We start from the raw sequence: 13,142 nt of genomic DNA, 5'->3' as shown, positions 1-13,142 counted from the left end.
TTTTTTAGCTGACTTAGCAGGACAAAGCTAAAATAATTTAGTTATACCTAGGCTGTTTGATAATTTTCCACTCTTATTTCTGCGATCGTTCCACCGGTTGATCCCGGCAGGTACCGGATGGTGCCACCGATTATGTTCAAACGGCTTTCAATATTTTTTAATCCCAGGCTACCTGTTTTTTTACGTGAAATGTCAAGGGACTGCAGCAATTGTCCGTTACCGTTATCTTCTACAGTGATGTTCAGAACGGATGGAGAGCTGTTATAGGTGATTTGAACGTGGGTAGCCTGTGCGTGTTTTAGGATGTTGTTGATCAGTTCCTGTACGATGCGGTAGATGTTCAGCGCTTTTTCTTTTTCTACCGGGTACTGGTTACCATCGTCCTTATAATCAACGAGTACGGTTTTGTTTTTGTTCATCAGGTTGCAGAAGGAGTCCAATGCCTGTGAGAGTCCCAGGTTTTCGAGGGCCTGGGGGTGGAGGCTTTGTGAGATGAACCGGAGCTGCTGAATGATGGTATCTGTAAAGTCTTTTGTTTCTTTTAGTTGTTCCTGCTCATTGTGGCCTGTTTTTAAGAGAGGCTGGAGCTGGTTCAGATTGAGTTTGAGGACGGATAACTGGGCGCCTACTTCATCGTGGAGGTCTTCTGCGATACGTTTGCGTTCCAGTTCCTGGCCCTGCAGGATGGCAACGAGTCTTTCCTGTTGCAGGATGAGATCTTTATCGCGGAGTACCAGTTTATGCTGGATTACTTCTTTTTGTTGAAAAATAACCAGTACTACCACCAGGATACCAAGGGTAAGCATGACGGCAGTACCGATTATAATGATTTCAGAAGTATTCATTGACGCATCTTTTTTGCTTTCACAAGACCAATATAAATAAGAATCAATTGAATAATGGCTGCAATATATGAAATAGTGAGGGTTACATTTTTGGTACTTGTGTCTGTTGCATATTTATCCAGCTGTAATAGGTTGTAACTGAGGAAAAGCATAATAGAGCCACAGTGATAGATGAAAAGACCTGAATTGTACCAGAAGTTAGGTAAAGTATTAATGAAAATAGATTTTTGTACCAGTTGTTCATCTCTTAATAACTGGAAGAAATAGAAGCCTCCATAAATTAGAAGAATAAATGTTCTGGCAGAGGCGAAATAAGAATTATAGGCATACATTCCTTCCAGTTTCAGGAAATCTGCTACACAAACTACGAATACAGGAATGACAATAAAGGTAATGAGGCGTTTTACTAAGGCATTTTTAATAGTGGATTGAAAGAATAAGGAAAGAATAATAAATTGAATAATATACATGATTGAAAAAAACCACATATTGTTCTTCCATATGTGAGCTATTATCATAGATCCAAAGGCGAAAACAATACTGCTTAACAGGTAATAAAATATTAGCCTGCCCCCCTTATCAAGTATCTTAAAATGAATGAGAAAGGGGATCAAAAGCAAGCATTCGATCCCCCCCATGATGTAAAATAACAATAGATATGCGTACACTTAGAAAGGGTTTAAATCAATGAACTCACGGGCAATTTGTTGGGCAAGGTAAGCCTCCATCGAGGGCTTTCCCGCCACTTGTAGCAGCAACACTATCAGCGCTGCTTTCTGATCCGTCTGTACCTGCTGCGGAACGGGTTGCAGCATGGGGTTTCTGGGGATGCATGATCACATCTTTTCCAGCTTCGTTTACGGGATAGATCACCATTTTCTTGTCATCTATACCGTCTCCGTTGATGTCATAACCATAATAGATACGCATACCAACGATTTTGTCTTTTCCGTTGTCGTATCTCAGCACTTCATCAATCTTGTCTTTTCCGAAGAAGTAGGCACGGGTAAAGTCATCATGGTGATGATGATCTCTTTCACGTTTACAATACTCCTCTCTTAATTTAAGTGCATCTTCTTCCGGAATAAAAGTCCCTGCATCAGGGGGAAACGTTTTAGAATTTGTACTCATGTGTTGTTGTGGTTTTTAATAGGCGGTAAAATTATCATAAATATTTTCTCCGCAAAGAGAAAGCTTTTATTACATGTTTGTGGGATACGGAAGGGGTTAGTTGATCTAAGTGTATGATTATTAATATTTTGATAAAAATAGCTTGCGTTTGTACCGGTTTTGTTTGCGTATTTTACCCATAAAAATGCGTAGAAGTACGTATTTATTTTTTACAGTAGGTTAACTCTTGTTTCTTTTTTGCTTCTGAACAATCTTTGCATTGTCGGTTAGAGATCGCGACTCTTTCCAACGAGCAATCTTTGGTGGGCCTTTCTACCCATGTTTGTTCTTATCCTTTACTAGTCTATGCAGAGAGAAAAGCGGCTGTAAATGAACAGCTAAGAAGAGGTTAAGTAATGCTAACCCTTCTTTTTAAAACCTTAAAGCTATGTGTTACCTGTTAATCGGAAACATTTCTGCATTGATCTCGGATGATTGTATAGAACCTTTGGTAAATGCGCGTTTACGTGTTTATTTACCAAATGGTAGTTACCCCACTGGTTACCCCAAAAGAAATATTTTTAATGGACCCGGTCAGCTGTCCTCAGCTGACGTAGCCGCTAAAAGTGATCGTTTGCTTGCCGAGGCTACGCTGGATGAGAGGGGCAATTTTACATTAAGCTGGGAACAATTGCATCTTTTTACAGAGCCATTAGAATTGGATCTCTGTTTCGACCGGATGCCCGAACAACAAGTCTCAGGAAAGGGCACCGAGCGTTATTATCACCTGAGCACACTGGTGCCGCATTGGAAGCGTTCATTGCAGCGATACGTAGCAGCTTTTGCCTACGTAATACCAGCCGAGAACTGGAGCCAGATAAGGGCCAGTTATGGTACATGGGTAATTGCCGGCGCTGTCCGGCGGATTAGCCCGAGAGAGGGACAATCACAATTAAGGGTAGAGGTGTACAATGCCATTGGGCACCGTTTACTGGCCAGCACCAGTACGGATGAAAAGGGACGTTATCAGCTGCGTTTTGGCAGAAGGGAACTTACATCAGGTCGTCTGATGCTGATCAGGGATTACCGGCAAAGCACGGCACCGGACGTATACTTTAAGGTGTACAGGAACAACCGGTTGTTGTGGGAAGAAGGAGCAGAGCTGGCAGCGATGCCAGGGCGTAAAGCCATTGCTCCCTGCAGTGTAATCAATATCAACATGCAACAACGGCCTGTTGAAAAGAAATCCGCCGGTTATGTATCGGGTTTGTTAAGCAGCTGGGCAGTTGTGGGAAGGAAATCATCGTTAGTAAGTTATTAGTTTCCAGAATATCATTTAACCTATATTAATTAAGCAATGTCTGACCCCCTGTTGTTTGCAATCCCATTTATCTAAAACAGCTACCCATTCAGCCAGTTCCCGGGTAGCTGTTTTTTTTCCTCTTAGAAGTTCGTGTTATAGATCAGCGTTGCTCTTGCTGATTCTGCAAAATCCATCGGAATAATACCAAACCTGCCGTGAGTGTTACTTGTAAAATAAGTAGTTACACTTGGGTTGATGCTGTTTGATACTGTAGTAATGCTGGGGATACTAAAAATCAGGGATTTGTATCCGCTGGTAAAGTTCACATACAGTACTGCGGGATTCAATGTTTTCGCTTCATTTAACAGTGCGCTGATGTTGTTCCATTTAGCAGTATTATCAGGTACTACGTATTGGTCCTGCACTCTTAAACTGGCATTACTGTTACTGATGGTAAAGGTGGTATTATCTGCCCATGCGGTAGCGTCTATCCCTTTAGGAGTGGCAGCCGCGCCGAACCTTCTCAGTAATACGATCTTACCTCTTACCTGGCCCAAGGAAGGAATGGTTGCACCCAGTGACCAATAGCTGGAATAAGTCTGTACATAAGCGTCGAATGTCTGCTCAAAAGTGCGGGTATTGTTTGTAGCGTCGTATTCTTCTTTTACGCACATTACAATACATTCTCCCGGATGGTTGTTCAGGAAAGCCGTACAGGTTAACATAACATCATTGAAATTCTGATTCTGGTAAATAGAACCATGATGAATGGCGAAGGCATCGCCAATATGGCGGCAACGGATATCCAGGAAACGGATACCTGCTTCCAGTTGTTCTGCGATGGTCAGGTTCTGACATTTGGCAGTACCGGATACCGGTTCAAAACGGGCGCCACTGTCGTGGGTACCAGGGATAGATAATGCGGCCAGACTACTGTTATCCGGCAGGGAGGTCATCCAGTTGTTGGTAGCAACTGTGGTTGCCTGGGCAACGGCAACTTCTTTGTTCAGGGACAGGTCGGGTGTTACATCTTCTTTTTTACAGCTGGAAAATGAAACGGCCAGCAGCATGCCTGCGGCAAACATCAAACGTGTGTTTCTCATGGTGTGAGTGTTTTATAGGTTAGGTATCGAATAAGGCATTACGGGTCTGTACAGGCACGGGTATAACTTCTCACACAGCAAAGACACGGCTTGCGGAGGTTTTAACCAGTGTTAACAATACGGTAATATTTGTCAGAAACGGGGGTGAAACTGCTGCAGTGTGTCGCGCAGGAATTCTCTGTCGAGGTGTGTATAAATTTCGGTGGTAGTAATGCTTTCATGACCCAGCATTTCCTGTACGGCGCGCAGGTCTGCGCCGCCTTCTACGAGGTGTGTGGCAAAGGAATGGCGGAAGGTATGGGGGGATACCTGTTTGGTAATACCTGCGGCAGCCGTAAGGTCTTTTATCACGAGGAAAATCATTACGCGGGTGAGGGCGCTGCCGCGCCGGTTGAGGAAAAGAATGTCTTCCTGTCCTTTTTTAATGGGTACGTGTACTCTTACCTCTTCTTTATAAATATTGATGTATTTCATGGCATCCCTGCCGATGGGGACCAATCTTTCTTTATCCCCTTTGCCCACTACGCGTATAAAGCCCTGATCAAAATGAAGTTGTGATATTTTGAGGCCGGTGACTTCGCTTACGCGTAGTCCGCAGCTGTACATGGTTTCCAGAATAGCGCGGTTACGCTGGCCTTCGGGAGTACCTGCTTTTACTTTGGCTATGATGCGTTCTATTTCATCGAAGGTGAGCACATCGGGCAGTTGCCGGCGTGTTTTAGGCGCTTCCAGTAGCTGGGTAGGATCTATCTTCACGATATCTTCCAGCAGCAGGTATTTATAGAAGGCTTTGATACCGGAGATGATCCTGGCCTGTGAGGTGGCGGTCATGCCCAGGGTAGCGATGGATTGAACAAAGGATTGAAGATGGGAGAGGTCTACCTGGTCCGGAGGTAATTTATGACCGGCAGACAGCAGGTATTGGGCGAGTTTCTCTACATCCCGCAGGTAAGCCTCGATAGAGTTGGCGGAAAGCGAGCGTTCCAGTTGCAGGTATGCTTTGAATCCTTTGACGTATATATCCCACATGAGCGGTAAGATAAATTAAAAAGAGGGTGTATCAGACGTGATACACCCTCTTTTTTATAATGTTCAACCTGGAATTAGAACTTTTCCAGACCGGAGAAGAAGAAGTTGCCTTCAATTTCAGCATTTTCGTCAGAATCGGAACCATGAACGGCGTTACGGCCGATAGATTCTGCGTATAACTTGCGGATAGTACCTTCTTCAGCATTAGCCGGGTTGGTAGCGCCGATCAGTTTGCGGAAATCTTCCACAGCATTGGCTTTTTCCAGGATAGCAGCCACGATGTGACCACTGCTCATGAATTCAACCAGTTCGCCGTAGAAAGGTCTTTCGCTGTGTACAGCGTAAAATTCGCCAGCTTTCTGGGTAGAGAGCCTGGTCATTTTCATTGCTACGATACGGAAGCCCGCTGCGTTTATTTTGTCCAGAATACCACCAATATGCCCATTTTCAACGGCATCTGGCTTAATCATCGTAAAAGTTCTGTTAGTCGCCATATAATTTAGAATTCCTAATTACCTGATTTTGGCCGCAAATGTAACCAGAATTTGTATAGAGACGAAAAAAAATGCCTGGAAAGGAGCCGATTAAGCACTATTAAGAGTTATTATCCAAATCCCCAAGGTAAAAATTTTGAAATTCTGCGCTAATTAGAGAACTTCGCACTTCATTTTTCGGTAAAAACAGTTACATTTTATTACTAATATAAATAATTGCAGCAGTCTGCATACTTAAAGGTAAAGCATGAAGAGGATCGAGGAAATCAAGCCTTTGCTGGAAAGCCCTAAAAAAGTAGTCATTACTATGCATCAGAAACCTGATGCGGATGCGATGGGTTCTTCGCTGGCCTTGTTCCACTATTTGAAGCAGAAAGGGCACGACGTAACTGTTATTTCTCCAACCAACTTTCCCGAATTCCTGGAATGGATGCCGGGGGCGAAGGAGGTACTGGATTTTGAATCGGCCCAGGAAAAGGCTTTAAAGGCGCTGGAGGGGATTGAATTATTGTTTTGCCTTGATTTTAATGCGTTGTACCGCACAAAAAGTATGGAACCATACCTGGCGGCGTTATCCTGCATTAAAGTGCTGATAGACCATCACCTGGAACCTCAGCCTGATTTTGATTATGGCGTGAGTGATACTACAGCTGCTTCTACAGCACAGCTGGTATATGAGACTATTTATCTGCTGGGTGATGAGAAATATATCAATGAGGAGATGGCACAGTGTATTTATGCTGGTACCATGACAGATACCGGATCTTTCCGTTTTGCCTCTACTTCAGCCAGGGTGCACCGTATGGTGGCAGATCTGTTTGACCGTGGACTGAAACATGAGATCATTCATCAGGCTATTTATGACAATTTCCTGGAGAACCGTCTGCGTTTCCTGGGGCATAGCCTGCTGAACCGTATGGAAGTGTATTATGAGTATAATACTGCGATGATCGCCATTCCGTATACGGACCTGAAGCGATTTGACCTGCAAACCGGAGACACAGAGGGAGTGGTGAACTACCTGTTATCTATACAGGGTATCAAGCTGGCAGCGTTGATCATCGACCGTCACCAGGAAGTGAAGCTTTCTTTCCGTTCCAAGGGAGATGTAGATGTTAACACCTTTGCCCGTAAGTATTTTGATGGCGGCGGCCATTTTCATGCAGCCGGCGGACACAGTGCCGATTCGCTGGAAAAGACCGTACAGCGTTTTATCAGCGCCATTAAGGAAAACGAGGAAATACTACAATAGTCATTACAATCCTACTAATACAGTAAAATGAAAAAGAACAATCAGTTTTTAGTTGTTGCAGCCTTAGGCCTGTTTATGGCCAGCTGCGGTACCGGAGTGAAAAAAACTCCTGGTGGCGTGGAATATATCGTTCATAAGTCAGGCAGCGGTGCGCAGCTAAAGCTGGGTGATACCGTCCTGATGAACGTTAGCCAGCGCCTGAACGATTCCCTGTTAGGCGAATCCCGTAAGATCGTTGGTAAACCCGTACCTGTAATCCTTACAGCGCCAAAAGAAAAGTATGACCTGATGGAAGGTCTGGCTCAGCTGCATGAAGGAGACAGCGCTACTTTCTTCATTCCTATCGACTCTTTACCACAGCACCTGCCGTTTGGTAAAAAAGGCGATAAGCTGAAAGTTACTTTTGCTGTAGTGAATAAATTCTCTGCTGCATCTCAGAAAGAGGCTGATGAAAAAGAAATCAAAGCATTCCTGGATAAGAACAGCCTGAAAGCTACACCTACACCAGAAGGCGTATATGTTGCTGTTAGTCAGGAAGGTAGCGGTGAATTACCTAAACCAGGTGATACCGTATACGTACATTACACCGGTAAAACACTGGATGGTAAAGTATTTGATTCCAGCCTGGATTCTACATTAAGACCAGGTATGAAACTGGAACCTATTAAGTTCCCTATCGGTCGTGGTTTCGTGATCAAAGGATGGGATGCTGGTATCGGTTCCCTGAAAAAAGGAAGCAAAGCTACGCTGTTAATTCCTTCCGGTTTAGCTTACGGTTTACAGGGCAGTCCTCCGGCAATTCCATCAAACTCTGTATTAGTGTTTGATGTACAGCTGGTTGATGTGAAGGCTGGTGGTGTTGCTCCTGCAACTTCATTACCTGACATGGCGCCTCCTGCAGCTAAGAAATAAGAGATCATCTTATAACTATAAAAAAGCCCCCCTGGAATTATTCCGGGGGGGCTTTTTGTATGTATGATCATCATCCATCTACTAACACTTCGTACATTTTCACTTTCAGTTCTTCCAGTGATATATCCTGTACGAGTTTCCCGTCCTGTGCATATGAAATCGTACCTCTCTCTTCAGATACAATGAGCGCAATGTTATCACTGTGCTCTGTAATACCTACAGCAGAGCGATGACGCAATCCTATGCGATGAGGGAGGTCTGGATTTTCTGATACCGGTAATATTACTTTGGCAGCCAGTATCTTATTACCTACAATGATTAAAGCGCCATCATGTAAAGGACTGGCTTTTGCAAAAATACTTTCGAGCAGTTTTGCATTGATATTACTATCCAGCAGGATGCTGGAAGCGGTATCAAACTTCACACGGTAGGTATTGGCGACCACTATTAAGGCACCTGTGCGGGAGCCTGCCATGCGCCCTACGGCAGTGATTACCTCGTTGATAATATTCTCTTCTTCCTTATAACTTTTAAATTTATCCGGGAGAAAGAGTTTGGTGAAAAAACTGTCTTTACTCAGTGGCGCTTTTTTACCCAGCACCAGCAGAAACTTACGTATTTCCGGCTGGAAGATGATGATAATAGCGATTAATCCAACATTGATGAAACTCTGTAAAATAGTGGTGAGAATAGGCATACGCAGCCTCTCTACGAGGAAGTACACCAGGTATATCATCAGTAACCCAACGAAAATATTAAAGGCAAGGCTGCCTTTTAACAGGCGGTACAATTGTATCACCAATATAATAACGATCGTGAGGTCCAGTGTATTGAGCCAATTGAAACGATAACCGTATAAATGAAAGAATTCCTGCATAGATAGTAAAAATAGCTAATTACAATGAATACTAAACCTTTTGCATATACTCTGTTATCCTGATAACCTCAGCAGCGGCCTTTACATCGTGTACCCTTAGTATAGCAGCACCCTGTTGTAATGCGAGCGTATTTAACACTGTGGTACCGTTGAGCACATCAACAGGAGTGCTGTCCAGTAATTTATAAATCATGGATTTGCGGGAGATGCCAACCAGCAGGGGGCAGTCGAGCATATGAAAAACAGACAGTTTTTTCAGCAGGGCATAATTATGGGCAATGGTTTTGCCAAAGCCAAAGCCCGGATCAATGATGACGTCGTTAATACCAGCTGCGAGGCATTGTGCTTTTTTATGGATAAAGTAATCCAGTACATCCTGTACCACCTCTGTATACTGAGGGTTTTGCTGCATTTTGTCCGGAGTCCCCTGCATGTGCATGGCGATGTAAGGCACCTGTAGTTTGGCTGCGGTAGCCAGCATACCGGGGTCCATATCTCCCGCACTGATATCGTTGATGATGGCAGCGCCTGCTTTTATGGTCTGTTCTGCTACGGCAGCGTAGTAGGTATCAATGGAGATGATGACCTGCGGATAGTATTTTACCAGTGTTTCTACAGCGGGGAGGAGTCTTTCCAGTTCCACCTGCGCCCCTACGTCCACTGCACCCGGGCGGGTGCTCTGCGCGCCTATATCCAGTATATGTGCGCCCTCCCTGAGGTGTAGCGCAGCCTTTTCCAGCACCTGGTCCAGGTGTTGAGAGCGGCCGCCGGCATAAAAGGAATCATCTGTAATGTTGATGATGCCCATAATCACGGGTGTTGTCAGGTCCAGTGCTGTACCGCGGCAGTTGATCGTACCATTCTTCCTTTCCATTTATCCGTTTGCTTTTTATTGATTATTTTGCCAGACAAAAATAGAATAATGTGTTGATGTACCGGTAAGTATATTAATGCGCTAAAAAGGTTATCCATGAAATTGCTCCTAAACCTATTAAGAATTCTCGTCGGTGTATTGTTTATATTTTCGGGTCTGATAAAGGCGAATGATCCGCTGGGCCTCAGTTACAAAATGGACGAGTTTTTTGAAGTGTTGCATCTGACATTTCTGTCGCCCTTTTCGCTGGTGTATTCAGTTACCATGAATACATTTGAAATAGTGGCCGGTGTAGCCGTGCTGCTGGGATACCGGATGCGGATATTTTCTGTATTGTTATTATTACTGATCAGTTTATTTACTTTTCTCACAGCTTATGCGCTGTTCAGCGGAACGATCCGGGAATGTGGTTGTTTTGGCGACTGTATCAAATTATCCGCAACAGAAACCTTCTGGAAAGATGTGGCGTTGTTCGTAATGATACTGGTGATTTTCATCTACCGTAAACGCATACAGCCGTTATGGGGGGATAAATCCTCCAATGCATTGATGATAGCCTCCCTGGCAGGTGCCCTGGGATTACAATGGTATACGCTGGAGCATCTGCCTATTGTGGATTGCCTGGGTTATAAAGTAGGGAATAATATTCCTGAGAAAATGAAACTGCCAGCGGGCGCTACTCCGGATGTATTTGAAACAGTGCTGATATACAAGAAAGATGGTAAAGAGAAAGAGTTTACCGCGGATAATTATCCATGGTCAGACAGTACCTGGGTATTTGTAGACCGTAAGGACAAGCTGATAAAGGAAGGCAGTGGAGAACCACCTGTGAAGGACTTTATTCTGACGGATATGGACGGGGTGAACCAGACGCAGGCTATATTGTCTGAAGCGCAGCCGGTGTACCTGTTCCTGGTGCAGAATGTAAATAAAGCGGGCAGAGGCTGGGACAAGAAGATGCAGGCGTTACAACAGCAATTTAAAGAAGGAAAGATCTATATATATGGGGTGACTGCCTCTTCCAAGGAAGATATTGCAGCTTTCTCCAAAGAACATGGCTTACAGTTCCCTTTTGTGCAAATGGATGGTACGGCCATCAAAACGGCCGGAAGAAGCAATCCCTGCCTGATATTACTGGAGAAAGGTACTATTAAGGGCAAGTGGCATTACAATGATATACCATAAGATATGTTCAGATTCCTGCTGCGTAAACTCAGTTATGGGTTACTCGTTTTACTGGGGGTGGTGATGCTGGTGTTTTTCCTGTTTAACGTATTGCCCGGAGATCCGGCACGTTTAACACTGGGACAACGGGCCGACGTCACCTCCCTGGAGAATGTACGCAGGGAGCTGCATCTGGATAAACCTGTTCCCTTACAGTTTTTATTATACCTGAATGACCTTTCGCCGGTGAGTGTACATACAAAACAGGAGGCAGAAGGCACATTGCATTATTTTACGTTGTTACATGTGGGGACGGATAAGATCATAGTGCTGAAGACGCCTTATCTGCGCCGTTCCTATCAGGGGAAAAAGGATGTGTGGGAAATATTGACAGAAGCGCTTCCCGGTACGCTGGCGCTGGCAATAGCCGCTATGCTGTTTGCCACGGTAGCGGGTATCGCGTTAGGGGTATTATCGGCCGTGAAGCAAAATACCTGGATGGATACAGGCGCTGTTTTTGCCAGTGTGGTAGGTATTTCTGCCCCTTCTTTTTTTATGGGTATTGTGCTGGCCTATCTGTTTGGCTTTGTATTAAGTGATTATACGGGGCTGCACATGACCGGCAGCCTGTTTGAAACGGATGCTTTTGCAGGTCGTACCCTCAACCTCTCTAATCTTATTTTACCTGCTATTACATTGGGTATAAGGCCATTGGCCATTATTGTGCAGCTTACGCGCAGCGCTATGCTGGACGTATTGCACCAGGATTATATCCGCACAGCGTATGCGAAGGGACTGCCCCGGGGGGCAGTGATATTCAGACATGCCCTGCGGAATGCCCTGAACCCTGTTATTACGGCCATTACAGGCTGGTTTGCAGAGTTGCTGGCAGGCGCTTTTTTTGTAGAATATATTTTTGGCTGGAAGGGTATAGGCAAGGTGACGGTGGATGCCCTGGAAAAATTTGACTTCCCCGTGCTGATGGGATCTGTATTGTTTACGGCGGGTATCTTTGTGATTATCAACCTGCTGGCAGATTTGTTGTATACGATCGTAGATCCGCGTATCAGGCTCTGATCATCCTCTCAGAAAAAATTTCCCTTTTTTTGTAACAAAGCAGGTAATGGGTCGTCTTCCCTGTATAAATGTCCTGTAAGTAATATGTCGTTATCAAGGTTCCTTTCCCAGGTAGTACCCATCAGGCAAAAGCTTTATCGCTTCGCTTACCACCTGTTGGGTAACGAAGAAGATGCCCATGATATCACACAGGATGTAATGATGAAAGTATGGCAACAGCAGGAGCGGATGGCGGAACTGGAGAATATGGAAGCCTGGTGTATGCGGATTGTGCGTAATTTGTCGCTGGACCGTATGAAGTCGAGAAAATACCGGCGTTCGGAGGACCTGGACAGGGCAGGAGAAGTGGCAGCGGAGCATCAGCCCAGTCCTCATATGGCCACTGAACGTCAGGACGTAATGAACCGTGTGCATACGACGATTGCGGAGCTACCGGAAAAATACCGTACTATTATACAATTACGTGATATTGACGGATACAGTTACCAGGAGATAGCAGAGATCCTGGTGATAGAATTGAGTGAAGTAAAAGTGAACCTGCACCGTGCAAGAAAGGCGGTACGTGAAAAATTACAAAAACTGCATGTGTATGGAGTACAATAAGGTCAGAGAGTTACTGGAACGGTACTGGGAGGGTGAATCTTCCCTGGAAGATGAGGTATTGTTACGCAGTTTCTTTGCTGTGGACCATTCCGATCTGCCGGCAGATCTGCTGGAAGCGCAGCCCATGTTCCGGTATTTCACAGAAGAAGCAAACAGGGAGCTGCCGGTTTTACCGGAACTGGAATTACCACCGGTCATAAAAATGCGTTCGCTGGACCACTGGATGAAGTATGCGGCTATATTCCTGATAGCGGTAGGGTTGGGATATGCAGGAAGGCAATTCCAGTTGAAGCAGCATCGTATGGATATGGTGCTGGCACAGAAGGATACTTATGATGATCCGCAGAAAGCATTTGCAGTGACGCAGAAAGCATTGCAGCTACTGGCGAAGAACCTGAATAAGGGCACTACGAAAGTGCAGAAGTTGTCTTATTTCAATGAGGCAACGGAAAAGATCAAAGCTGATTAACAACGGCCATTCTAAAATCTAATAATAAAA

Annotated in this window: 15 protein-coding genes; 7 read left to right on the top strand and 8 right to left on the bottom strand. The window is 44.7% G+C overall.

Annotated elements, in window-relative coordinates:
* Positions 1 to 47: 47 nt before the first annotated feature.
* From GO495_RS25145 to GO495_RS25135, 3 genes are all read right to left on the bottom strand, one after another.
* Positions 48 to 845, bottom strand: coding sequence for a sensor histidine kinase (locus GO495_RS25145; RefSeq protein ID WP_157302711.1), 798 nt, complete (start codon positions 843 to 845; stop codon positions 48 to 50).
* Positions 842 to 1,315, bottom strand: a complete 474-nt coding sequence (locus tag GO495_RS25140) for a hypothetical protein (protein WP_157302710.1) — start codon at positions 1,313 to 1,315, stop codon at positions 842 to 844. Before GO495_RS25140 ends, GO495_RS25145 begins: the two co-directional genes overlap by 4 nt.
* A gap of 223 nt (positions 1,316 to 1,538) precedes the next feature.
* The gene (locus GO495_RS25135) at positions 1,539 to 1,976 is read right to left on the bottom strand and encodes a hypothetical protein (RefSeq protein ID WP_157302709.1); all 438 of its coding nucleotides are present in this window, start codon (positions 1,974 to 1,976) and stop codon (positions 1,539 to 1,541) included.
* Positions 1,977 to 2,403: 427 nt separating this feature from the next.
* On the opposite strand from GO495_RS25135, the gene GO495_RS25130 reads away from it, so the two are divergent.
* Entirely contained in the window at positions 2,404 to 3,276 is an 873-nt protein-coding gene (locus GO495_RS25130; RefSeq protein WP_157302708.1) for a hypothetical protein, read from the top strand.
* 122 nt (positions 3,277 to 3,398) lie between these two features.
* Here the strand turns inward: GO495_RS25130 and GO495_RS25125 are convergent, their stop codons facing one another.
* The 3 genes from GO495_RS25125 to GO495_RS25115 all read right to left on the bottom strand — a co-directional run bounded on the left by GO495_RS25125 (position 3,399) and on the right by GO495_RS25115 (position 5,884).
* Positions 3,399 to 4,361, bottom strand: a complete 963-nt coding sequence (locus GO495_RS25125) for a phosphatidylinositol-specific phospholipase C (RefSeq protein WP_157302707.1) — start codon at positions 4,359 to 4,361, stop codon at positions 3,399 to 3,401.
* Between the two features lie 132 nt (positions 4,362 to 4,493).
* Positions 4,494 to 5,390 carry a site-specific tyrosine recombinase XerD gene (gene xerD, locus GO495_RS25120; protein WP_157302706.1) on the bottom strand — a complete coding sequence of 299 codons (897 nt, stop codon included), beginning with the start codon at positions 5,388 to 5,390 and terminating at the stop codon, positions 4,494 to 4,496.
* Positions 5,391 to 5,464: 74 nt separating this feature from the next.
* A complete protein-coding gene (locus tag GO495_RS25115) occupies positions 5,465 to 5,884 on the bottom strand; it encodes a nucleoside-diphosphate kinase (protein ID WP_157302705.1) in 420 nt (139 codons plus the stop codon).
* Between the two features lie 247 nt (positions 5,885 to 6,131).
* On the opposite strand from GO495_RS25115, the gene GO495_RS25110 reads away from it, so the two are divergent.
* Together GO495_RS25110 and GO495_RS25105 are read left to right on the top strand one after the other, a co-directional pair.
* Positions 6,132 to 7,136 carry a DHH family phosphoesterase gene (locus tag GO495_RS25110; protein ID WP_157302704.1) on the top strand — a complete coding sequence of 335 codons (1,005 nt, stop codon included), beginning with the start codon at positions 6,132 to 6,134 and terminating at the stop codon, positions 7,134 to 7,136.
* A 27-nt stretch (positions 7,137 to 7,163) separates the two neighbouring features.
* Positions 7,164 to 8,048 carry an FKBP-type peptidyl-prolyl cis-trans isomerase gene (locus tag GO495_RS25105; RefSeq protein WP_157302703.1) on the top strand — a complete coding sequence of 295 codons (885 nt, stop codon included), beginning with the start codon at positions 7,164 to 7,166 and terminating at the stop codon, positions 8,046 to 8,048.
* 70 nt (positions 8,049 to 8,118) lie between these two features.
* On the opposite strand, the gene GO495_RS25100 is transcribed toward GO495_RS25105, so the two are convergent.
* A complete protein-coding gene (locus GO495_RS25100; protein WP_157302702.1) occupies positions 8,119 to 8,925 on the bottom strand; it encodes a diadenylate cyclase in 807 nt (268 codons plus the stop codon).
* A 31-nt stretch (positions 8,926 to 8,956) separates the two neighbouring features.
* Positions 8,957 to 9,799, bottom strand: a complete 843-nt coding sequence (gene folP, locus GO495_RS25095; protein ID WP_157302701.1) for a dihydropteroate synthase — start codon at positions 9,797 to 9,799, stop codon at positions 8,957 to 8,959.
* A gap of 96 nt (positions 9,800 to 9,895) precedes the next feature.
* Between folP and GO495_RS25090 the strand changes: the two genes are divergently transcribed.
* The 4 genes from GO495_RS25090 to GO495_RS25075 all read left to right on the top strand — a co-directional run bounded on the left by GO495_RS25090 (position 9,896) and on the right by GO495_RS25075 (position 13,112).
* The gene (locus GO495_RS25090) at positions 9,896 to 10,984 is read left to right on the top strand and encodes a BT_3928 family protein (protein ID WP_157302700.1); all 1,089 of its coding nucleotides are present in this window, start codon (positions 9,896 to 9,898) and stop codon (positions 10,982 to 10,984) included.
* 3 nt (positions 10,985 to 10,987) lie between these two features.
* Positions 10,988 to 12,040 carry an ABC transporter permease gene (locus GO495_RS25085; protein ID WP_157302699.1) on the top strand — a complete coding sequence of 351 codons (1,053 nt, stop codon included), beginning with the start codon at positions 10,988 to 10,990 and terminating at the stop codon, positions 12,038 to 12,040.
* A gap of 84 nt (positions 12,041 to 12,124) precedes the next feature.
* On the top strand, positions 12,125 to 12,643 hold the full coding sequence (locus GO495_RS25080; protein WP_157302698.1) for an RNA polymerase sigma factor: 519 nt from the start codon (positions 12,125 to 12,127) through the stop codon (positions 12,641 to 12,643).
* Complete coding sequence (locus GO495_RS25075) at positions 12,630 to 13,112, top strand: hypothetical protein (protein WP_157302697.1); 483 nt, start codon at positions 12,630 to 12,632, stop codon at positions 13,110 to 13,112. Before GO495_RS25080 ends, GO495_RS25075 begins: the two co-directional genes overlap by 14 nt.
* The last annotated feature ends 30 nt before the right edge of the window (positions 13,113 to 13,142 follow it).

The organism is Chitinophaga oryziterrae (genome assembly GCF_009758125.1).
GTDB lineage: Bacteria > Bacteroidota > Bacteroidia > Chitinophagales > Chitinophagaceae > Chitinophaga > Chitinophaga oryziterrae.
Note: the sequence above shows the minus strand (reverse complement) of the source record. Positions and strands in the feature narration are given on the sequence as shown.